The 21,500-nt window shown below is 38.6% G+C and carries 19 protein-coding genes; 12 read left to right on the forward strand and 7 right to left on the reverse strand.

Annotated elements, in window-relative coordinates; all coding sequences use genetic code 11:
* The first annotated feature begins 337 nt into the window (after nucleotides 1-337).
* The 4 genes from pepE (at nucleotide 338) to hemW (ending at nucleotide 3,456) form a co-directional block, all read left to right on the forward strand.
* Nucleotides 338-1,030 carry a dipeptidase PepE gene (gene pepE / locus HMPREF9072_RS04475; protein ID WP_009410746.1) on the forward strand — a complete coding sequence of 231 codons (693 nt, stop codon included), beginning with the start codon at nucleotides 338-340 and terminating at the stop codon, nucleotides 1,028-1,030.
* A 168-nt stretch (nucleotides 1,031-1,198) separates the two neighbouring features.
* Nucleotides 1,199-1,732: a hypothetical protein gene (locus HMPREF9072_RS04480; protein ID WP_009410747.1), complete on the forward strand. Its 534-nt coding sequence runs from the start codon at nucleotides 1,199-1,201 to the stop codon at nucleotides 1,730-1,732.
* A gap of 13 nt (nucleotides 1,733-1,745) precedes the next feature.
* Nucleotides 1,746-2,291, forward strand: a complete 546-nt coding sequence (ruvC, locus tag HMPREF9072_RS04485; protein WP_002672831.1) for a crossover junction endodeoxyribonuclease RuvC — start codon at nucleotides 1,746-1,748, stop codon at nucleotides 2,289-2,291.
* 13 nt (nucleotides 2,292-2,304) lie between these two features.
* The gene (gene hemW / locus HMPREF9072_RS04490; RefSeq protein WP_083475887.1) at nucleotides 2,305-3,456 is read left to right on the forward strand and encodes a radical SAM family heme chaperone HemW; all 1,152 of its coding nucleotides are present in this window, start codon (nucleotides 2,305-2,307) and stop codon (nucleotides 3,454-3,456) included.
* Here the strand turns inward: hemW and HMPREF9072_RS04495 are convergent.
* The 5 genes from HMPREF9072_RS04495 to HMPREF9072_RS04515 all read right to left on the reverse strand — a co-directional run bounded on the left by HMPREF9072_RS04495 (nucleotide 3,430) and on the right by HMPREF9072_RS04515 (nucleotide 6,864).
* Nucleotides 3,430-3,903: a hypothetical protein gene (locus HMPREF9072_RS04495; RefSeq protein ID WP_009410750.1), complete on the reverse strand. Its 474-nt coding sequence runs from the start codon at nucleotides 3,901-3,903 to the stop codon at nucleotides 3,430-3,432. The two genes, hemW and HMPREF9072_RS04495, sit on opposite strands and share 27 nt — an antisense overlap.
* Entirely contained in the window at nucleotides 3,896-5,224 is a 1,329-nt protein-coding gene (locus HMPREF9072_RS04500) for an exonuclease domain-containing protein (RefSeq protein WP_009410751.1), read from the reverse strand. The genes HMPREF9072_RS04495 and HMPREF9072_RS04500 overlap by 8 nt, the downstream gene beginning before the upstream one ends.
* A 99-nt stretch (nucleotides 5,225-5,323) precedes the next feature.
* Nucleotides 5,324-5,671, reverse strand: coding sequence for a 50S ribosomal protein L19 (gene rplS, locus HMPREF9072_RS04505; RefSeq protein WP_002672812.1), 348 nt, complete (start codon nucleotides 5,669-5,671; stop codon nucleotides 5,324-5,326).
* A 156-nt stretch (nucleotides 5,672-5,827) separates the two neighbouring features.
* Nucleotides 5,828-6,520, reverse strand: coding sequence for an LrgB family protein (locus tag HMPREF9072_RS04510; protein ID WP_002672811.1), 693 nt, complete (start codon nucleotides 6,518-6,520; stop codon nucleotides 5,828-5,830).
* A complete protein-coding gene (locus HMPREF9072_RS04515; RefSeq protein ID WP_009410752.1) occupies nucleotides 6,520-6,864 on the reverse strand; it encodes a CidA/LrgA family protein in 345 nt (114 codons plus the stop codon). The genes HMPREF9072_RS04510 and HMPREF9072_RS04515 overlap by 1 nt, the downstream gene beginning before the upstream one ends.
* A 127-nt stretch (nucleotides 6,865-6,991) precedes the next feature.
* Between HMPREF9072_RS04515 and HMPREF9072_RS04520 the strand changes: the two genes are divergently transcribed.
* Both HMPREF9072_RS04520 and HMPREF9072_RS04525 read left to right on the forward strand, forming a co-directional pair.
* A complete protein-coding gene (locus tag HMPREF9072_RS04520) occupies nucleotides 6,992-7,957 on the forward strand; it encodes a hypothetical protein (RefSeq protein ID WP_002672807.1) in 966 nt (321 codons plus the stop codon).
* 130 nt (nucleotides 7,958-8,087) lie between these two features.
* Nucleotides 8,088-10,508 carry a glycoside hydrolase N-terminal domain-containing protein gene (locus tag HMPREF9072_RS04525; RefSeq protein WP_369814597.1) on the forward strand — a complete coding sequence of 807 codons (2,421 nt, stop codon included), beginning with the start codon at nucleotides 8,088-8,090 and terminating at the stop codon, nucleotides 10,506-10,508.
* Between the two features lie 267 nt (nucleotides 10,509-10,775).
* On the opposite strand, the gene HMPREF9072_RS04530 is transcribed toward HMPREF9072_RS04525, so the two are convergent.
* Entirely contained in the window at nucleotides 10,776-12,035 is a 1,260-nt protein-coding gene (locus tag HMPREF9072_RS04530) for a M64 family metallopeptidase (protein ID WP_034566149.1), read from the reverse strand.
* A gap of 310 nt (nucleotides 12,036-12,345) precedes the next feature.
* Between HMPREF9072_RS04530 and HMPREF9072_RS04535 the strand changes: the two genes are divergently transcribed.
* Genes HMPREF9072_RS04535 through HMPREF9072_RS04560 form a run of 6 tightly spaced genes read left to right on the forward strand, consistent with a single transcriptional unit; the run spans nucleotide 12,346 to nucleotide 18,798 of the window.
* Complete coding sequence (locus tag HMPREF9072_RS04535) at nucleotides 12,346-13,383, forward strand: glycosyltransferase family 9 protein (RefSeq protein WP_009410755.1); 1,038 nt, start codon at nucleotides 12,346-12,348, stop codon at nucleotides 13,381-13,383.
* A gap of 9 nt (nucleotides 13,384-13,392) precedes the next feature.
* A complete protein-coding gene (locus tag HMPREF9072_RS04540) occupies nucleotides 13,393-14,112 on the forward strand; it encodes a head GIN domain-containing protein (RefSeq protein ID WP_009410756.1) in 720 nt (239 codons plus the stop codon).
* 7 nt (nucleotides 14,113-14,119) lie between these two features.
* Nucleotides 14,120-14,539, forward strand: a complete 420-nt coding sequence (gene aroQ / locus HMPREF9072_RS04545) for a type II 3-dehydroquinate dehydratase (RefSeq protein WP_002672802.1) — start codon at nucleotides 14,120-14,122, stop codon at nucleotides 14,537-14,539.
* A gap of 24 nt (nucleotides 14,540-14,563) precedes the next feature.
* Nucleotides 14,564-17,359, forward strand: coding sequence for an AsmA family protein (locus HMPREF9072_RS04550; RefSeq protein ID WP_009410757.1), 2,796 nt, complete (start codon nucleotides 14,564-14,566; stop codon nucleotides 17,357-17,359).
* Nucleotides 17,316-17,840 carry a methylated-DNA--[protein]-cysteine S-methyltransferase gene (locus HMPREF9072_RS04555; protein WP_009410758.1) on the forward strand — a complete coding sequence of 175 codons (525 nt, stop codon included), beginning with the start codon at nucleotides 17,316-17,318 and terminating at the stop codon, nucleotides 17,838-17,840. Before HMPREF9072_RS04550 ends, HMPREF9072_RS04555 begins: the two co-directional genes overlap by 44 nt.
* Before the next feature lie 13 nt (nucleotides 17,841-17,853).
* A complete protein-coding gene (locus HMPREF9072_RS04560) occupies nucleotides 17,854-18,798 on the forward strand; it encodes a GSCFA domain-containing protein (protein WP_034566150.1) in 945 nt (314 codons plus the stop codon).
* Nucleotides 18,799-18,855: 57 nt separating this feature from the next.
* Here HMPREF9072_RS04560 and HMPREF9072_RS04565 read toward each other — a convergent pair whose 3' ends face one another.
* On the reverse strand, nucleotides 18,856-21,195 hold the full coding sequence (locus tag HMPREF9072_RS04565; RefSeq protein WP_009410760.1) for a beta-N-acetylhexosaminidase: 2,340 nt from the start codon (nucleotides 21,193-21,195) through the stop codon (nucleotides 18,856-18,858).
* Nucleotides 21,196-21,500 lie beyond the last annotated feature (305 nt).

Consider the following 21,500-nt stretch of genomic DNA (forward strand, 5'->3'; position numbering starts at 1 on the left):
ATCTTGGACGATTGGTATAGAAAGGGTGTGTAAATAGTTGATTCATAATATTATATAACAGTACTAAAAATGGTAAAAACGGGGTTTCGAGGCGAAAGAAAAGGGAAGAGGCACTAGGCCTTAGGCCATAGGCACTAGGGGGAGTGTGACGGAAAAGGAGAAGTGTAGCGAGGAAAAAGCGAAAGAAACCTCTCCCTTTACACATACCCAGCTGTCGCTGGCTACCTCAGAGAGGGGGAATGTGGCGAGGGAAAAGTAAAGGTAAAATAAAAGAGGAAGAGATACAAGCTATTTGATTTTTTATTATCTTTGCGTGTTATAACTAAATAAAACAGTGATGAAAAGAATATTATTAGCGAGTACTTCTACTGTATATGGGGGTACTTATCTTTCTTATTTACAAGATGAATTGATTGATTTCTTTACAGGAATTGACGAAATATTGTTTGTGCCTTATGCACGCCCCAGTGGTATTACGCACGATGAATATACTCAGATTGCGCAACAGTTTTTCAATAGAGTAGGGAAGAGGATAGTGGGCTTACACACATTCGCTGACCCTAAAAAGGCTATTAGGCAGGCAAAAGCGATTTTTACAGGCGGAGGGAATACCTTCGTGCTGGTAAATCAGTTGTACGGATTGGAAGTGATGGACGTATTGCGTGAAGCAGTAGAAAATGGGACGCTTTATATGGGAACAAGCGCAGGGAGCAATATCGCTGGACAGACAATGCAGACTACTAATGATATGCCTATTGTTTACCCGCCTTCGTTTAAAACCTTAGGGCTTGTGCCTTTTAATATCAACCCTCATTACCTTGACCCAGACCCCCAAAGTAAACACAAGGGAGAAACTCGCGAAACGCGAATTAAGGAATTCCACGTTTTTAACGATACTCCTGTGATAGGTTTGCGAGAAGGTAGTTGGCTACGTGTGGAAGATGAGAAGGTTAGCCTTAAAGGCGATTTGACGGCTAGAATCTTCCTAAAAGGGCAAGAACCTTACGAAAGTACGGAAATTTTGTTGTAGGCAATGGGAGGAATGTACTACACTTATAATCAGGTTGTTATACAAGAGGTTTGACGAAAAAGAAGATTAGAAGGGAATATTTTTACGAAGAAAAAGTGTTATTTATTTTTGTAAATCAATTTTTTGTAATACTTTTGAGCCGTAAAAACACTTATTAAACATTTAATTATGAAATTTTACTTTTGTTTTTTAGCCTTATCATTGGCACTTGTAGCGTGTAACGACAATGGTAACCAACTCACTCCTGAGCAGAAAGAAGCAAAATTGCAACATAAGTTGGACTCAATAGCTGAAATAAAATTCTCGGAAATAGTGAAGGAAGACGTAGACTCTTATCCTATTTTTAGGGGGGTATGTGATACAGCAACGACGAAGATAGGACAGAAAGAATGTTTTGAGAGGACTTTTACAACCCTTTTTCAAGAGCGTTTGAAAAAAGCCCCTTATGAAGTAACAGAGCCTGTTACCGACCGTGTATTACTGAATATAAAAGTGGATAATACAGGTAAAATAGTGCTTATAGGTATAGAAGCCAATGATAAGACAAAAGAATTACTAAGTACTGATAGTGAAACCTTTGAAGACTCATTACGCGCTAATTTATCGGCGCTCTCAGAGCAAGATGCTATCGTACCAGCTACCAAGAACGGACTGAACGTGAGTACGCAATTTAATTTGCCTATTGAAATTAACGTTAAATAATTAGTCGTAGCTTTTGGAACGCATTATTTTAGGTATCGACCCAGGCACTACTATTATGGGGTTTGGGCTTATTCAGGTGGAAAGAGATACTATGAAGCTCTTACAGCTAAATGAGCTTCAACTTAGTAAATACAGCAATCACTACTTAAAACTAAGTGTGATTTTTAATCGCACTTTGGAGCTGATAGATACCTATAAGCCTGATGAATTGGCTATTGAGGCGCCCTTCTTTGGCAAGAATGTACAATCGATGTTGAAACTCGGAAGAGCGCAGGGAGTGGCGATGGCAGCAGGGCTATCGCGTGAAATTCCTATTACTGAATACGAACCTAAAAAGGTGAAAATGGCTATTACGGGTAATGGTAGTGCCTCCAAGGAACAAGTAGCCAAAATGCTTCAACAACTTCTGAATATAAAAGAACTCCCCAAACACTTTGACGCAACCGACGGTCTGGCGGTGGCTGTTTGTCACTTTTTTAACGGTGGCAAGTCGCAAAAACAACAAAGTTATAGTGGTTGGGACGCTTTTGTAAAACAAAATCAAGACCGTATAGGTTAAAAAATACTTCATTTTGTATAGCTTATACATTCATATTCCCTTTTGTAGGCGTGCTTGTTATTATTGTGATTTCCATTTTTCGACTACTCTGAAAAGAAAAGGAGAAATGGTAAATGCCCTTTGTGAGGAACTCATTTTGCGCAAAGGGGAAGCCGTAGGTAGTGAGTTACAGACTATCTACTTAGGAGGAGGGACGCCCAGTATCCTTTCGTATGACGAATTACAACAACTTTTTCGCACTATCTTCACACATTACAAGGTAAATACCACAGCTGAAATTACCTTAGAAGCTAATCCTGATGACTTTTTTAGAACTACTTGTCCCGAGCAATTTTTGAAACAATTACGCTCTTTGGGTATCAATAGGCTCAGTTTAGGAGTGCAGTCGTTTTTTGAAGAGGACTTGCGATTGATGAACAGAGTGCATACAGTAAGCCAAGTAGAGACTTTATTACAGATAGCTCCACAGTATTTTAATAATATCACGATTGATTTGATTTACGGCATTCCCCAAATGAGTGAGGAACGCTGGCAGAAGAATATCAATAAGGCACTGTCTTTCGATATTCCGCATATCTCAGCCTATGCGCTTACGGTAGAAGAAAAAACAGCTTTGCACAAGTTTATTGCGACGGGTAAAATCGCACCAATAAGCGATGAGCAGGCTTACACTCACTTTCAAATGTTGATAGATACTCTGGAAGCAGAGGGGTTTATACAATACGAGTTTTCAAACTTTGGCAAAGAAGGGTATTTTAGCAGGAATAACACGGCTTATTGGTTTGGCAAGCCCTATATGGGAATAGGTCCTTCAGCCCACAGTTTTAACGGGAAGGAGCGTAGTTGGAATATCGCTCATAACATTAAGTATATACAACAAATACAGCAGGGGATTTTGCCACAGGAAAAAGAAGAACTTACCCTTAATAACCGATATAACGAACTCATCATCACGCGTATACGCACGATGGTAGGGATTGATTTAGAAGAAGTGAGAACAGTATTTGGGGAAAGTTACCGCCAATATTTGTTACAACAAGCACAGAAGTACCTTGCCGATGAGCTTTTAGTTATAGAAGAAAACCATCTGAAAGTAACGCGCAAAGGCAGATTCCTCTCAGATGGTATAGCTTCGGATTTATTTAGGGTGGATGACCTCACTTAGTGGTTTGAAGGTAGGGTTTAGATTCCCGTCGATATGGTATTCCAAAAGTAGGTCACCCCACAATTCACCATCAGTAAATTCACAAATCACCCATTTTTCATTCAGTATTCTTATTTTATTAAACAAGAACTTCCCATTGCTTTCAGATTTGATGTAAGGGTTTTTAGTATCCTTTACATTCATCTCCATTAAAGCATTGACAACAATTTGTGAAGGATTGTCAATTTTCAAATCTTCGAAATACTGTTGTGCTAACTCGTTTGTTTCGAGACTGAAATTAAGCGCTTCGATGCGTTGTTCATCGAGTTTCTTGATAGAATCGGTGAGTTTTGAAATCTTCTCAGCTGATTCTTTCATCGCTGTAACATTTGCATTGCTATCTGTTTGGTTGCAACCAGCTAAAAAGGCAAAGGCTCCTAAAAGCGTAATAAAAATTCGTTTATTCATTATGATAAGGTTTTTGTTCGCTTAGATTTAGCACTTTTACTTTGGGTTTTCGTCGCAAGTAAGCGTGCAAAAGGTGACGGTTTGTTAATGAATTGGGTAAAGGAGTGATGAGGTTTTGTAACATCTCTAATTGAGTAAGCTGGAAATTCAGATTAAAGAAGGCATAGCCTTGAATATTGCCATCGACTACTAAAATAATGCTTTTCTCGCCTATTACTCTACCTTTATCTACAATAGCTACGTTTCGGTGCACAAGTCCGTATTTTGAAAGCACCTCAGAGGCGCGTGTGTTATACTCCTCTACGGTTTCGTTATTGAAATCTACTTCGTTTAAATGGTACTCTTCAGTGATTTGATTTAAAAAGTGCTCGGCTTGTTCTTTGGTTTCAAAAGTAGTGATAATTTCGTTTTGAGTGGATAATAATTCTATTGAAAAACAAAGATATCCCTTAGTATTAAAGTGAGAAGTGAGTGCATAAGTGATATTTATTTCTTTTTCAGGATTTCGCCCATTGCTTTTTGGGAGGTTGAGGTGTATTTCTTCTAATCTTTTTAAAGTAGCGATGAGTTCATTGCCTGTTTCTTGATAAGTAACTCGATAAGTATGGCGTTGCAAGTATCTATCGCGTTTGGAAGGAGAAGTGAAGAGCCTGTTTACTTGCTGTTTAATATTTTTGTATTTCCCGATGTAAATGACCTTACCTTCTTCGTTATGCATATAAAAAATCCCTAATGTTTCAGGGAGAGTGTCAAGTATTTTCAGATGACGAGAAGCCATTTCTAAATGAATATCTTGCTTGACAGAGGTAGTAATGATATCCTTTTTGGTGTCCTTTTCGAGTAGGTATTTAAAGAGTTTTAGGGTAGCCAAGGCATCACCAGAAGCACGATGCCGGTCGCTTACAGGAATACCTAAGGAGCGCACTAACTTACCTAAACTATATGATTCTTTATTGGGAATGAGTCGCTCGGAGAGTTCTACGGTGCAGAGCGTTGTACGGACAAAGTCGTATCCTAAGCGGCGAAATTCAGTTTGCAAGATGCGGTAATCGAAGGCGGCATTATGACCTACGATAATGCAATCGGTGGTAATTTCGACAATGCGTTTGGCAACCTCATAGAATTTAGGGGCATTGCGCAACATTTTGTTGTTGATGCCTGTAAGTTTAGTAACGAACTCTTGAATGGGGCGTTCGGGGTTTATCAATGATATGAATTGGTCGGTTACTTCGTGCCCGTTGAACTGATAGATGGCGATATCGGTAATGCCCTCTTCGTTGTATTTACCTCCTGTGGTTTCTATGTCGAGTATTGCGTACAAATGTTTAGGTGTTAGGTTTTATGGATTAGGTATTAGAAAAGAAAAAAGCAAAGAGGAAGGAAGGTCTTACTCTTTGCTTTTATAAGTTTGTTTAACTGATTAGCGAACTTCTTTAATACGGGCTTTTTTACCAGTAAGTCCTCTAAAATAGTAAATGCGAGCACGTCTTACTTTACCTTTTTTGTTTACTTCAATTTTTTGAAGGGCAGGCATATTGATAGGGAAGATACGTTCTACACCTACGGTTCCTGACATTTTACGAATAGTAAAAGTAGCGGTTACGCCGTGACCTTTGCGTTGAATAACAACGCCTTTAAAAAACTGAGTACGTTTTTTATCACCCTCTTTAATCTCGTAATACACAGTGATAGTATCACCAGCAGAGAAATCGGGGAAGTCCTTTTTTTCGATAAAGTTGTCTTGTACGTACTTTAATAATGGTTCCATAAAAAATATAAATAATTATGTTATCAATGGGCAACATTCACGACTCTCGCCAGAGGTTACTCCAAATCGGGGGCAAAGGTAGTACTTTTTTTTGAATTAGCAAGATACCTGTAAAAGAAAAATTTTGCAATGAGCTAATGAGATGTGATAAGTTACTTAAAAAAGCAAATGTACTACTGGGGGTGCTAATACAGCGGTAAAGATGCCGTTAAAAATCATTCCTAAACTAGCATATACCGCGTATTTTTCACTTAGGTTGAACGCCGCCATAATACCCAAAGCGTGAGAAGCGGTACCTAATGAAATGCCTTTAGCCATAGGGCTTTTGATGCGGAACCAATTCAGGAAGGTAATACCAAAAAGATTCCCTAAGAAACCAGTGGTCATTACCGCCATTACTGTAATAGGTTCAATGCCATTGAGCATACGCGATACTTCCAACGCAATGGGGGTAGTAACCGATTTAGGGGCTAATGAAATGGCGATATCGTCTTCGAGCCCTAACCATTTGGCTACCAAACAAACTGTAAGTACCCCTACTAAGCTACCTACAAACTGAGAGAGCACTAAGGGTATCAGCTGTTTTCTTATCTTAGAGAGCTGTAAATAGAGAGGTACCCCCAAGGCTACAATAGAGGGTTTGAGCCAAAAATCGATATACTTACCGGCTTCTTCATATTTTTGAGGAGAAATACCAAAGATTATTAGATAAGAAATAAGCACTAAAACAGTGATTAATACGGGATTTAAAAAAACCGAATTATATTTGCGTTGCAAAAGTAATACCCCGTAATAGAGGATAAAAGTAATAGCCAAAAGGAAGGCTTCGTTTTCTACAAAAGGTTTCATTATTTTAATTTTTTACGGAAGAATTGATATACGTGACCAGTTATAACAATCACTACTACGGTACTGATAATAATAGAAAGGAAGATAGCTAAAAAGTTTTCACCTATCTGTTTAAAGTATGCCATAATGCCAATACTTGGGGGTACGAAAAACAATCCTAAATTAGAAATTAATAAATCTGAAAGAGCTTTTATAGACTGTAATTTCACCCAACCAAGCTCTAAAAATAGGGTGAGAAAGAGCATTCCTATGATACTTGAAGGAAAAGGAATGTGTGTGAGAGCAACGATGAGTTCTCCTAAGCCTAAACAGCCGAAAACGATTGCAAAATAACGTATTAACATAATAATTTTGTACTTAAAAAACGGTTGCAAAAGTACTATTTCTTTTTTTAATAGTGTTAAAAAAAATATAAAAATTTGCTTGTTATATATTTTTTTACCTACATTTGCGGAGTAAAAATCATAAGTTATGAGTAATAATTACGACAAACCTATTTTTATGGACTCAGCGTCCAATGGAACAGATGGAGGGCAATCGTATCCTTCATACCCCAATGATGATGACAGACCGAGAGGTGGTGTTTTATCGAAAATTTTAATTGCTATTTTGGCTTTGGTAGCAGGAGGCTTAGGTTATTATACCTATTCTCTTAACAAAAACAAAGAGGCAACGGAAGCAGATCTTAACTCTCAGAAAGAGCAAGTGCTTAAAGATTTGAACGCTTTGAAAGGAAGCTACGACAAAGTAGTGGACGATAACAAAAACGTGAATCAGGATTTGCTTGATGCGCGTGACAAGATTGGCAAGTACATCGATTCATTGCAGAATATGAAACTTAATGTTTCGGCATTGGCTCGTTTTAAAAACCAAGCGTTTGCTCTTGCCAAAGAGCGTGATTTCTTAATCAGAAAGAACGACTCATTGGCACGTGCCAACACTGCTATCAGAAAGGATTTAGACAGTGTGTCAGTAAAATTAGACGACACAAGTGCTAAAGCCGATTCACTTGCTCGCCAAGCCAATAGCTTAAAGAAAGTGGTAGAAGCTGGTTCTGCACTTCAAATTAGCAAACTTACAATAGAAGCTGTAAAAGGCACTAAGAACAAAATTACCGAAAGAGGTCGTGCAGCTGAGAAATTAAGAGTTTGCTTTACTGTAGGAGCTAACAGAATAGCAAAATCAGGCTCAAGATACTTCTATGTGAAAGTAGTTTCACCATCGGGAGTTACCTTAGGAGCTAACGACTCTACCTCAGAAGGAGAAAACACAGTGAATTATAGTACAGCTACTCACTTCATCTACGACAATAAGAATGTGGATGTGTGTGACTTTATCAGCAGAACAGGAAAAGAGTTTGATAAAGGCACTTATAAAGTAACTGTTTATGATGACCGCCTCAACGAAGTAGGTTCAGCAAATTTATTATTGAAATAGCAGTTTCTTAATATAAAAAATAAAAACAGTTCCATAAATAGTATGGAGCTGTTTTTTTTTGAACAATATTTGGAAGTACGCTACTTGTTTTGTACCTTTGCGACATCTTAACTAGAAATATACCAATCTTATGAGAACCAACTTATTAATTATGTTATTATTTTTAGGAACGCTACTCAAAGCACAACCTCAAGATGTATCAGTAGTGTTTCATAAACCAGCAAATCATTTTACTGAAAGTATCCCTATTGGGAATGGACGTTTAGGAGCAATGCTCTTTGGAAAGACTGATGTAGATAGAATTGTACTTAATGAAATCTCGTTGTGGTCAGGAGGGACACAAGAGGCTGATGACCCTAATGCACACAACTATCTGAAAGATATTCAGAAATTACTTTTACAAGGGAAAAACTTAGAAGCACAAGCACTCTTACAACAGCATTTTGTAGCCAAAGGGAAAGGCTCTTGTTTGGGACAAGGTGCTAACTGTAGCTATGGTTGTTATCAAGTATTGGCAGAACTGCTTTTAGATTGGAAAACCACGTCACCGATTCAAGATTACAAACGAGTATTACGCCTTGATGAAGCAATAGCTGTTACTTCGTTTAAACGAGATAATAACTCAATAGAACAAACAGCTTTTGCTGATTTTAAAAACGATGTGATATGGGTGAGAATAAAAGCTACCTCGCCGCTTAATTTAGATATTTCACTCTTCCGCAAAGAGAATGCTACGATTACCTATCAGAATAATAAAATCACTCTTAATGGTGTGTTACCCAACGATGGTAAAGAAGGAATGCACTTTGCATCGATAGTTGATGTACAAACTGATGGAAAGATAGAGAGTACTCATAAAGCTATTGCTATACAGTCGGCAAAAGAAATTACTTTAAGGATAAGTGCTGTAACTAATTATAACTTTAACAAGGGAGGGCTTTTGGATATTTCAGTAACTAAAAAAGCTAATGAGTACTTGCAAAAAGCCCCTATGAGTTTTGATAAAGCGAAAGCTGAGAGCAGTATTGTTTTTCAGCGATTGTTTAACCGCAATCGCTGGTATGGAAAAGCGAATGCCAATACGGAAGGTCTTACTACTTTTGAGCGATTAGGACGCTTTTATAAAGGTGAGCAAGATGCTTTATTACCTATTTTGTATTATAACTTTGGACGCTATTTGCTTATCTCTTCTTCACGTGAAGGGCTTTTGCCTGCCAATTTGCAAGGTTTATGGGCTGAAGAGTATCAAACGCCTTGGAATGGCGATTACCATTTAAACATCAATATACAGATGAATTATTGGCTTGCTGAGCCTACTAATTTGTCGCAGCTTACCGAACCTTTACAAAGGTTTACTAAAAACTTAGTACCCAATGGAAGCAAAACAGCAAAAGCCTATTACAATGCTAATGGGTGGGTGGCTCACGTTATTAGCAATCCTTGGTTTTATACTTCCCCAGGTGAATCGGCGACGTGGGGTTCTACTCTTACGGGAGGCGCTTGGTTATGCGAACATATTTGGCAACATTATCTCTTCACTAAAGATATTAACTTCCTAAGAGAGTATTACCCTGTGCTTAAAGAAGCTACAACCTTCTTTGAGAGTCTGCTTATTAAAGACCCCAAAACGGGTTATTGGGTAACAGCCCCTTCAAACTCTCCTGAAAATGCTTATGTATTACCAGAACTGAAAGACGGTAAAAAACAAATAGGAACTACTTGTGTGGCTCCTACTATGGATATGCAAATAGTGCGGGAACTATTTACTAATACAAGTGATGCAGCTAAGATATTAGGTTTAGACAGTAAGAAACGCACAGAGTGGGAACGTATCAGCAGAAATACAGTTCCTAATCGCATAGGTAAAAAAGGAGACCTTAACGAATGGCTTGACGATTGGGAAGATGCTGAACCACAACATAGGCACGTTTCTCATCTTTACGGCTTATACCCATATGATGAGATTACTCCTTGGGACACACCAGATTTAGCCAAAGCCGCTAAAAAGACATTAGAAATACGGGGTGATGCAGGTACGGGGTGGTCACGTGCGTGGAAGATAAACTTTTGGGCACGACTACAAGACGGCAATCACGCATTGCTTTTGTTGCGCCAATTATTACACCCTGTAAACCCCAATATAACTGATGGACAAGGAGGAGGCACTTATCCTAATTTGTTTTGTGCGCACCCTCCGTTTCAAATAGATGGGAACTTTGGGGGTACAGCGGGCATAGCTGAAATGCTCTTACAGAGTCACGGGAAGGGTAATGTTATTCGCTTTTTACCTGCTCTTCCTTCTCACCCCGATTGGGAAAACGGCGTTATGAAAGGTATGAGAGCTCGCAATGGTTTTGAAGTAAATTTTGAATGGCAACGATTCAAATTGGAGAAAGCTGAAATTACTTCGCTAAATGGAGGAGAATGCAGTGTGTTATTACCTGCCAATAAGAATGTTTATAGTAGAGGAAAGGCGATTGTAAAAGGAAGTAATAAAGATAAAGTGATAACGTTCAGAACAGAGAAGAACAAAACATATAATATTTATTAAAAGAGCTCAATAAAAGGAAAAGTGTCTGTACAAAAAGTTTTGTTTTGTGAGGGCGATTTGCCAATCGCCCCTACAATATAACTAAAAGAAATTGATTATTAAGGTAATCAACTTTGCCAAAGGTGCGAGCCACACAGGCAAAAACTTTGGCAAAGTGTAGCGACGCATAAAAGAAAAAGACGCACTAAGATTTTCTTAGTGCGTATTTTTTATTTGTATATCTATATCACGAGGTGAGCGTTGAGAGGGTGTTTTATGGCTTCCTCTTTATTTTGTGTAAAAGTCTACTATTTTGCGAATAGCACGTTCACACACGGGGCAGAAGCCTTTTGGTTCGTTAGATTTCATACGGCAGTCTTGTGCAGGACTGTAAATGCCTTTACTGGTGTAACCTCCTCCTTCGAAAGCACCTACAACATCTTTATATTTAGGAGTGCGAGGAGTAGGGATAGGAGTCTTCTTTTTTACCATATCCTTCCATTTGCTCTCAAAATTCACCAATGAGGTAATGTTTTCTTCCCAAGGTTCAATTTTAGTATTGTACATCTCTTGAAAAGTGGGATCCCAATCGTAGTAATATTCATCGGCGAGACCTACAAAACCGTGTCCGAACTCGTGTATGTATACCTTTTCAGAAAGGTTGTTATCAGCAGTGCCCAAATTTAGGTGATTGTAGAAACCACCGCCACCATAAGTTTCAGTATTTACTAAGATATAGAGTTGGTCGTAAGGGACTACTGAGGCAGCATCGGCTATTTCACAAATACTGTTGGTGGTGAGGTAGCGTTCTTGATTGAAAGTGTAGAAGGAAGAGTTAAATGCAGTGTTTTTAAAAATGTTCTTTCCAGGTACATCGGTGCCACTTTCTTGAGAAGGTACGGCTATGGCATATACATTGAAATTGTTTTTGAGCTTATCGAAAGGGGAAATGGTGAACATATAATCGGTCATACGTTGCGCATCGGCATAGAATTTCTCGGTTTCGGCTTGGGTGTATCCTTCTGCTAAGATGGCTATATCTACTTTTTTGGAAGCCTCACCATTATACAGTATTTTCTTCACAGGGAAGGCAACGGTCTTTTCTTCTTTTATAAAATAGTCGTTAGGGTCAATCTCACGAGAAGCAATCGTTTCGAAAACGCCTTCACGGTTTCGTTTATCGATGTGCAGAGACAGTTTCTTTTTAGGAAAAGGAATTTGCATAGCGTGATAAAAGAGTCGTTTTTCGGTCTTGGCTTCTTCGATTTCCATCCACTCATCGGCGAGGGAGTTGAAGCCTTTTGAGAAGACAAGAGTTTCGCCGTCGAATAGTTGAAGGCGCAGGTTTCCTAAGTTCGGAAAAACAAGGTGAGTATGCGAGCCTCCCCAATGAGGTTCACTTTTGAGCTGTTGAAAAATTACCTCTATACGCTGGGCATTGGCTAATAGATTAAAGTCGATTCTAAGGCTTCTGGAGCAATCGAAAACGGTATTATTTTGAGCGAAAGCGGACTGTACAATAAAAAAAACTAAAAATAAGTGTCTCATATTATAAATTTTTACTACATTTGCATATCCATTAACAATTTTCAATCTCAATAATAAGGCGAGAGTGAAGGAGGATACTATACAGAAAAATATACTATCTTATAGGTACCTTATACAAACCTTATACGAATCTTGGAAGATAGACGAAGGCATAATAAACCAATTTCGAACCTTACCTATCTATAAATCGAAGATAAGATAGAATAATATTCTGTTTTCACTAAATGAATTAGCAAAAACAACTTTATCAAAGGTATCCTTTCTATTGAGAAGCCAAAGGTACTAATAAAACTTTAAATACCAAAACAAAATGGAACATTTAGCTATTTTTAGAATGTCGGCGATGGGAGATGTAGCCATTAGTGTGCCGGTTGTAACAGCTTTTTCGGAGCAATATCCCGATGTAAAAATCACTTACCTCACGCGACCGTTATTTGCACCGATGTTTTCACATATTCCTAACTTGGAGGTATTCACTCCTGAAATTAATGGAAAACACAGTGGTTTATCGGGGCTGTACAAACTGTATAAGGAATTGATAGCAAAGGGAATTGACGGTGTGGCAGACATTCACAATGTGTTGCGCACTAATGTACTGAAATTCTATTTTAAGGGTAGCAAAATACCTTTCAAGCAAATAGACAAAGGACGTAGAGAAAAGAGAGCACTTACCAGCTATAAGTGTAAAGTGTTTGAGCCTTTAAAGCCTTCGTATGAGCGGTATGCTGATGTGTTTGCTTCTTTGGGTTTCCCGATTGACCTAAGTGAACCATATATTTTACCGCCAGAAGAACCGAGTGAAACGGTACAGAAATTACTGTGTGAAGGAGTGCGTATAGGGGTTGCTCCGTTTGCGTCGTACATAGGTAAACAGTATCCATTTGAAAAGATGTGCGAGGTGATAACGGCACTTTCTCAACGGTATGACAGTGGCAAGATTTACATCTTTGGAGGAGGAAAAGAAGAGGAAGAGCAGGTGAGCAAAATAAACTTACCTAATACTGAAAATATGGTAGGGAAGCTCTCGTTTAAACAAGAGTTGGAGCTCATTTCGCACTTAGATATAATGATAGCAATGGACAGTGGGAATGCGCACCTATCGGCGATGTATGGAATTCCGACGCTTACTTTATGGGGAGTGACGCACCCTTATGCGGGGTTTTATCCTTATTTACAGCCTAAGGAGAATGCTCTTTTGGCAGATAGAGAGCAGTATCCACTCATTCCTACTTCGGTATATGGGAAGAAATACCCAAAAGGTTATGAGAAAGCCATAGAGACTATTACAATTGAAGAGATTATGGCGAAGACAGAAGCTATACTAAGTGACTTAACAGAAGAGAAATAATTAAAACAGATGAAATATATGAAAAGATTTATTACATTTATCCTTGTAACATTAGTTGTAGGCATAGGATACAGCCAAAAGAAGACAGAAAAAGACAAAGAAGTTATCACCGAAAACAGAAAAGTAGCGAATTATGACGCTATAGAAGTTTCGGGAGCTTATAACCTTGTGCTTACAGAAGGAGAGGTAGGCAAAATAAAAGTGAAAGGACAGAAAGAGGTACTTTCGTATTTAGAGACCAAAGTCTCCAACAATGTGCTTTATATAAGCATTGATAGGAAATACTCACTCAAAACCTCTATTACTGTGTACGTACCTATCGACACACGTTTAAAGAGAGTAGTAGGGAAAGGAGCTGTGGATATATCTACAGAAAAGAAGTTGCAAGTGGGTTCTTTGTTAGTAAAATTAGAGGGTAGTGGTGACCTTGAAGCATCGGTAACGGCTACTTCGCTTGATTTACAAGTGGCTGGAGCAGGAGGTATAGACATTGCAGGAGAAACCAAAAACCTAAGCATATACGTGAAAGGAGCTGGCGATGTAGATGCTGATGAGCTTAAAGCTGAAAAAGCTACTTTGCGCATAGCGGGAGCAGGAGGTATATCGGCTTATGTAACGCAAGAGGTAGATGCTTCTATCGCAGGAGCAGGAGGCATTACTGTGAAAGGGAATCCGCCTGTATTTAAGAAAAGTGTGAAAGGGATAGGGCGTATTAAAATAGAAGAATAACGTAGATATGAAGAAAATCATCATTATCAATGGACCGAACTTGAACCTGTTGGGCATTCGAGAGCCTTCGGTTTATGGCAATCAGACCTTTGAGGATTACCTGAAAGAACTGCATAGGAAATATACAGATATTGAATTGTATTATTTCCAGAGTAATTACGAGGGAGCACTGATAGACAAGTTACACCATATAGGTTTTGAGTATGATGGCATTATACTGAATGCAGGAGCCTATACACATACTTCCATAGCCCTTGCCGATGCGGTGGCAGCCATTACAACGCCCGTAGTAGAAGTGCACATTTCTAATACTTTTACGCGTGAAACGTTTAGGCATCAGTCGTTTTTATCGCCGGTGGTGAAGGGTGTAATAGGAGGTTTTGGCTTGAAGAGCTATGAATTGGCACTACAGAGTTTTATAGATTAAACGGATTAGGCTTTTATTGTTTTGATGAAGAAGTATATCCTCAAAAGCTTAAAGATATTGGGAGTGCTGATAGCATTGCTATTGGCATTCATTATCATTTTTCCAATGGTGTACCCTGAGTACGTAACTGAGAAAGTTAAGAAGCTTGCCAATGATAATCTGAACGGAGAAATCAACTTTTCTAAAGCTAAGTTATCTTTCTTTACCCATTTCCCATCGCTTACGCTTAACCTTGATAACTTCTTGATGAAGGGCTCTAAACCCTATGAGAATGATACGCTTGTGGCAGTAAAGCAAATTTCTTTGGGGATAGATGTAAAGGATTTGTTGTTTTCTAAGAAGATAGACATAGAGGAGATATACCTTAAAAATGCTTTTGTGCATATAAAAGTAAACAAACAAGGCGAGGCTAATTACAACGTTTACAAATCGTCGGGAGAAGAAAGTACCTCGGAGAGTGATGATACACGGGTGAATTTACAGCGTATTGAGCTGAGAAATACCCGACTGATATACGATGATAAATCGACAGAGATTTACCTTCAAGCCAATGGTTTTAATTACTTAGGAAAAGGAGGCTTAGAGGCTTCTATCTTCGATTTGCGTACCAAAGCAGAAATACAATCATTGGATTTTCTTTTTGCAGGGGAAACCTACTTTAAGAACAAACACGTAAACGCAGAGCTAATTACCCAGATTAATACAAATTCACTAGCTTTTATCTTTCAGCAAAACAACTTAAAGATAAACCGATTGCCTGTGGATTTTAAAGGGAAGTTGGATTTTTTGAGCAATGGATATGACATTGACTTGGAAATAGAATCTAAGGATAGCAATCTTGACGACTTCTTTACCGCTTTGCCTCCCCAATTTACACAATGGCATAAGAAAGCCACTCTTAAAGGAAAGACCGATATATTCTTTTCGATGAAAGGGCAATATATAGCCTCACAGAATTTGAGTCCCGATATTTATCTAAAAATGAAGGTAAGAGATGGTTATGTAGGCTATAAGGGAGTACCAGCTCCGGCTGAGAATGTGTACTTGAACATAGAAACGAGATTGCCTTCGCTGAACGTAGATAAAGTGGCAGTAAAGCTCGATTCGGTTTACTTTGATATAGGTAAGGAGTACTTCTCGGGCATTGTAAGTCTTGATGGGATAAAGCCTCCTGTAATTGATGCTAAAGTGAGAGCAAACATCAATGTGGAGAATGTGATGCACTTGATGGATATGAAGGACTTCCAACTGAAAGGAATGCTCTTGGCAAACGTGAAGAGTAAGGGTACTTATGCTCCTGAACAACGATTGTTCCCTATCACGAAAGGGCTTTTGGAGTTCTCCGATGGTTATGTAAAGACGCCCTACTACCCCAATCCGGTTACTGATATTCACTTCAAAGGGAATATTGAGAACACTGATGGCTCGATGAAAACTTTGGCAGTAAATGTGTCTCCTGCGACGTTCTTGTTTGAAGGAAAGCCTTTTACGGTGAATTTATCGATGGAGAATTTCGACGATATCCGATATGATATACAAGCCAAAGGAGAGTTAGACATAGCTAAAATTTATAAAGTATTTTCACAAAAAGGCTTGGAATTAGAAGGTTATGCCAAAGCCGACCTTACCTTACAAGGTACTCAGAGCGATGCCACTAACGGGCGTTATCATCTTTTGCACAATAAGGGAGTGATAGAACTCCGTAATATCAAAACCACTACACAATACTTGCCTAAACCGTTTATCATTCAGCAAGGGGTCTTTCACTTCAATCAAGACAATATGCACTTTACCGACTTCCGTGCTACCTATGGGAAATCGGACTTTTTGATGAACGGACGGATGAGCAACGCTATTAACTTCTTCCTATCAAACAACCAAGTGCTGAAAGGAAACTTTACGGTAAGCTCTAACTATCTTGATGTAGATGAGTTTATGTATACTTCAGCCCCTGCTCAAGAGACAAAAGAAGCGAAGGAAGCAACGGTTACCAATGATACTCCAACTGAAAAAGGGGTGGTGATTGTACCTAAGCTCTTTAACTTTAACTTGAATGCCAACCTTAAAAATGTAGCTTTACAAGGGCTTACTATTCACAATTTGAGAGGTAATACTCAGCTTAATAGAGGAACCTTAGCTTTGCAAAACGTCAGTTTTAATATTATAGGAGTTTCTACACAAATAGATGCTAAATACGCAGATGAAACGCCTAAACGCGCTAATTTTAGTTTTAAGATTAAAGCCAAAGACTTTGACGTGCAAAGAGCCTACAAAGAAGTAAAGATGTTCAGAGAAATGGTGGCAATGGCAAAAGATGCCAAAGGTATTATTTCATTGGATTACGCCGTAGAAGGGAAGCTAGATGATGAGATGCTACCTATTTATCCTTCAATAAAAGGAGGAGGAGTGTTATCGGTGAAGAACGTTCAACTAAAAGGGTTTAAGCTTTTTAATGTTATCAGTGATAGAACAGGTACAGACGGACTGAGAGATGCTAATCTTTCGACTATTGACATCAAGAGTAGTATAAAGAATAATCTTATCACGGTAGAGCGGTTTAAGTTTAAGGTTTCAGGGTTTAGACCACGTATAGAAGGGCAGAGTAGCTTTGACGGTAGATTGAACTTTAAGATGCGTTTGGGCTTGCCACCCTTGGGGATTATTGGAATTCCTATAAAAGTAACGGGAACACAAGAAAACCCTAAAATAGGTTTAGGCAAAAAGTCCAAAGATTTAGAAGAAACGGAATACGACCCTAATAACACAGAAGCTATCAATGAAGAAGAACAAAATGGTGAAACTATACAAAAAGAGAATTAACACCCCCATAGGTGAGATGCTTGCCGTAGCTACTGATGAGGCAATTTGTATGCTTGACTTTGTTGATAGTAAAAACTGGCTTAAAGACCAAGAAATACTCGTAAAGCATTACGGGGCAACACAAGTAGATGAGGATAGTTTGTTGTTATCGGAGTTGGAGAAACAATTGAGAGAGTACTTTGCCAAAAAGCGTAAAGAGTTTAGTTTACCGCTGGCTTTGGTGGGGACTTCTTTTCAAGAGGAAGTATGGAAAGTGTTACAAACTATTCCGTATGGGGAAGTGCGTTCGTATAAAGAACAGGCTACGGCTGTGGGGAATCCCAAAGGCGTGAGAGCTGTTGCTAATGCCAATGGGAAAAACCGTATTTCAATCGTTATTCCTTGTCATCGTGTTATAGGTTCAGACGGAACACTTACAGGCTATGCTAGTGGAATTGAGAGGAAGCAATTTCTGTTGGATTTAGAAAGGAGTAATGTTTAATTATTTTATCGTTATGGAATTTAGAACAATTGTACCTATACACGAGGCTACTAAAAGGATTACTTATCACTCGCAGATACTGAGTATAGGTTCTTGCTTTGCTGTGAATATGGCACAAAAGTTTAGTTATTATAAAATTCCTGTTACGGTAAACCCTTTTGGAATACTTTTTCACCCCTTAGCTATTGAAAATGTGCTTAGCAGAGCAATAGAACACGCTCCTTATGAGGCTGAAGATTTCTTTTTGCACAATGAACTTTGGCACAGTTTCGACTTTCATTCGGATATGAGTAAACCGCGCTTAGAGGAAGCTGTTCATCTTGCCAATATACAACAAACAGCACTTTATAATGCACTACAAAAAGCCGATTTCTGTTTTATCACTCTTGGTACAGCTTGGGTATACATCTATAACAGTACTGATAAGATAGTAGCAAATTGTCATAAAGTGCCTCAACAACACTTCTCAAAACGACTATTATCAGTAGAAGAGATAGGGGAGAGCCTTACCCATATTATAGCACTGTTGAAGAAGGTGAATAAAGACTTGCAATGTGTTTTTACTATTTCGCCTGTACGACACTTGAAAGATGGTTTTTTAGAAAACCAAGTGAGCAAAGCACATTTGTTGGTAGCACTTTATTCGGTACTTTCATCGGGGGTGTGCACTTATTTTCCAGCCTATGAAATGCTTTTAGATGAACTTCGCGATTACCGCTTTTACGCTAATGATATGGTACACCCATCGGAAATGGCTATAGACTATATTTGGGAACGCTTAGTAGAAACCTATATAGATAAGGCTACTCAGACAGATATGAAACAAGTAGATGCTATACAGAAAGGGTTGCAACATCGTCCGTTTAACCCTAAAACAGAGAGTTATCAGCAGTTTCAAATACAATTACGACAGAAAATAGAGGTTTTCAAGAAGAAATACCCCCATATTGAGATATAAAAAAGCTATCTAATAAGAACTATTAGATAGCTTTTTGTTTATTGTTATGTAAGCCTATTACAATACTTGAATTTCATCGATGAAGAGGAAGCCAGGTTTACCAGCTGCTCCTTGATGGAAAGAAGGAATTTTGTTTACTCCATTTATCTTCACTTTTAGATAGGTTACTTCTTTTTCAGGGAAAGAAAGAGAGTAAGTTTTTATTTCTTTGAGAGGTTCCTTGGGAAGCGCATAGTTTTCTTTAGCGAGTAAATCATAACTTTTACCGTCTTTAGACCCCGATACTTCAAAGCTGGTTGGAGGGTAAATCCAATCACCTGTTTCAATAAGAGCATTGAAACGCACTTCTTTTACAGGAGTATTTTCTTTTAGGGTAATCACCACTTCACAAGGTGCTTCACTAAAACCTAACCATTCTCCAGAGCGTGAATTAGTACCCCCTTTTCTACCATCAACTAAGGTAATAGCGCCCCCAAAAGTATAGTTGTAACTAGGTTTACTGAGGAACTCAATAGGGCGTACGGTTGCTTTGTTGAAAAGGAACTGTTGTTCGAAGCTACTTTCGGTTTCTTGACCGAATACTTTAGCTTTTAGATGGGTATCTTGGGTGAGCTTTAAAGGTTCTTTATACACGTTAGAACTTTTAGTAGGTTCACTTCCATCGGTAGTGTAATAGATAGGTGTATCTTGTAAACAAGAGAGTGTTACTTGTATATCACCTACCTCAGGTTTTACTTCGGCACGAAGATCGAATATGTGTTTAGCATAGTTATAACCTTCTAACTGGTAGATAGGAAGTAAGCGCATTAAGCGTTGTAAAAACTGATTGTAGTCTTTAGGTTTTGCAGGGTCTTCCCATTGTACTTCGGCTAAGGCTGCAAAACGAGGCAATACCATATATTGTACGTGTTTGAAAGTCTTGATATACTCTGTCCAAACATTGGCTTGTACTCCTAAGATGTGTTTTTGTTGTTCTTTATTAAGCGCATCGGGGTAAGGATTGAAAGAGTAAACACGTTCTACTGGTACATAACCACCAATAGCAAGAGGTTCTTTATCGGTTTTATCTGTTTGATAATAATCGAAGTAGCAATAAGAAACAGGGGTCATAATAGCATCGTGATTAGACTTAGCTGCTTCTATAGCGCCCCCGATACCTCTCCAAGACATTACAGTAGCATTAGGAGCTAAACCTCCTTCAAGGATTTCGTCCCAACCAATGATTTTGCGACCTTTTTTAGCTAATACATCTTCAGCAAATGTAATTATGTGACTTTGTAAGTATTCTTCAGCTGTGTGTTTAGCATCACCTTTAATACCTAACTCTTTTATCTTAGCTTGGCATTTAGGACATTTCTTCCAGCTATCTTTAGGACATTCGTCACCTCCTATATGGATATATTCTGAAGGAAATACTTCAGTTACTTCTTCTAATATATTTTTAATGAAATCATAAGTTTCGGGGTTGCCAGCACAAAGTACATCTTCGGCTATGCCCCAAGTTTCTCTTACTTTATAAGGGCCTCCTGTACAGCCTAATTGTGGATAAGTAGCCAAAGCAGCGACCATATGACCTGGGAGGTCTATCTCAGGAATAACGGTAATATTGCGGTCGGCGGCATATTTTACAATGTCTTTCATTTCTTGCTGAGTATAGAAGCCTCCGTGAGGTTTACCATCGAAGGTGTCCCACTGTTTGTTTACCATAGTTTGGCTGCGAGTGCTTCCTACCACAGTAAGTTCGGGGTATTTTTTAGATTCAAAACGCCAACCTTGATCATCGGTGAGATGCCAGTGGAATTTATTGATATTGTGGAGTGCTAACATATCGATATAAATGCGCACAGAGTCGGCAGTAAAAAAGTGACGGGCACTATCTAAATGTGCACCACGATATGCGAAATAGGGTTTATCGGTTATTTCTTTAGCAGGGAAGATGACTTTGCCTACTTTTTGTACCGGAATGGATTTTCTCAAGAGTTGTACTCCATAGAAAGTACCCGCTTTAAAAGCTCCATTTACAGTAATGTTCTTTGCATTCACCACTACTTGGTAAGCCTCTTTGTTGTCGTTTTGGTAATTTTGCAACAAGGCAATAGTGTTGGTCTCATTGTTTTGGTTAGGAGCGATATTCACTTCAATTCCTGCTTGTTTTTTGATATACTCTTGCAAGAATCCAGCGTACTGCTGTAAAGAAGCATCACCTTCTGGATAGGTGATTTTGGTATCAGCCGTAAGTACGAAAGGTTTATCGGCATCAGCTTGGGGAGTGGTAATCATTTCGGGTAGTGGAATTACCTCATAATTAGCAGTACTCTCTCCTTGATTGTTTGTAGTTGATTTACACGAAATAATCGTTATCAATAACAAAAGTGCGGAAGTTAATTTTATCTTCATTACATTTAAAATTTGAATTAATGGGACAAAGGTATAAAATTTTTTTTGAATATTTTTTGGTTAGGTGATATTTTTTTTGCACCTTTGCAAATATTTTTAGAAAGTGATTTAAAACTGCTCAGAAAGCTAAGAGGTAAAAGCTGAAAAGTTTAATACCATAATGCCAAAAATGCCAATAATACCAAGTTAATAACGGTGCGAGCCACACGGGTAGATAGTGCGAGCCGCACAGGCAGATAGTGCGAGCCGCACAAGCAGATAAAGGAAAGACAAACAAAAGACGAACAAAAGACGAACAAAAGACG

Origin of the sequence: Capnocytophaga sp. oral taxon 324 str. F0483 (genome assembly GCF_000318315.2) — a bacterium.
GTDB classification, from domain to species: domain Bacteria; phylum Bacteroidota; class Bacteroidia; order Flavobacteriales; family Flavobacteriaceae; genus Capnocytophaga; species Capnocytophaga ochracea.

Coding starts and splice junctions, on each gene's coding strand:
- pepE (WP_009410746.1), top strand. CDS start 338: ATGAAAAGAATATTATTAGCGAGTACTTCTACTGTATATGGGGGTACT.
- HMPREF9072_RS04480 (WP_009410747.1), top strand. CDS start 1,199: ATGAAATTTTACTTTTGTTTTTTAGCCTTATCATTGGCACTTGTAGCG.
- HMPREF9072_RS04495 (WP_009410750.1), bottom strand. CDS start 3,903: ATGAATAAACGAATTTTTATTACGCTTTTAGGAGCCTTTGCCTTTTTA.
- rplS (WP_002672812.1), bottom strand. CDS start 5,671: ATGGAACCATTATTAAAGTACGTACAAGACAACTTTATCGAAAAAAAG.
- HMPREF9072_RS04510 (WP_002672811.1), bottom strand. CDS start 6,520: ATGAAACCTTTTGTAGAAAACGAAGCCTTCCTTTTGGCTATTACTTTT.
- HMPREF9072_RS04515 (WP_009410752.1), bottom strand. CDS start 6,864: ATGTTAATACGTTATTTTGCAATCGTTTTCGGCTGTTTAGGCTTAGGA.
- HMPREF9072_RS04520 (WP_002672807.1), top strand. CDS start 6,992: ATGAGTAATAATTACGACAAACCTATTTTTATGGACTCAGCGTCCAAT.
- HMPREF9072_RS04525 (WP_369814597.1), top strand. CDS start 8,088: ATGAGAACCAACTTATTAATTATGTTATTATTTTTAGGAACGCTACTC.
- HMPREF9072_RS04530 (WP_034566149.1), bottom strand. CDS start 12,035: ATGAGACACTTATTTTTAGTTTTTTTTATTGTACAGTCCGCTTTCGCT.
- HMPREF9072_RS04535 (WP_009410755.1), top strand. CDS start 12,346: ATGGAACATTTAGCTATTTTTAGAATGTCGGCGATGGGAGATGTAGCC.
- HMPREF9072_RS04540 (WP_009410756.1), top strand. CDS start 13,393: ATGAAATATATGAAAAGATTTATTACATTTATCCTTGTAACATTAGTT.
- aroQ (WP_002672802.1), top strand. CDS start 14,120: ATGAAGAAAATCATCATTATCAATGGACCGAACTTGAACCTGTTGGGC.
- HMPREF9072_RS04550 (WP_009410757.1), top strand. CDS start 14,564: ATGAAGAAGTATATCCTCAAAAGCTTAAAGATATTGGGAGTGCTGATA.
- HMPREF9072_RS04555 (WP_009410758.1), top strand. CDS start 17,316: ATGAAGAAGAACAAAATGGTGAAACTATACAAAAAGAGAATTAACACC.
- HMPREF9072_RS04560 (WP_034566150.1), top strand. CDS start 17,854: ATGGAATTTAGAACAATTGTACCTATACACGAGGCTACTAAAAGGATT.
- HMPREF9072_RS04565 (WP_009410760.1), bottom strand. CDS start 21,195: ATGAAGATAAAATTAACTTCCGCACTTTTGTTATTGATAACGATTATT.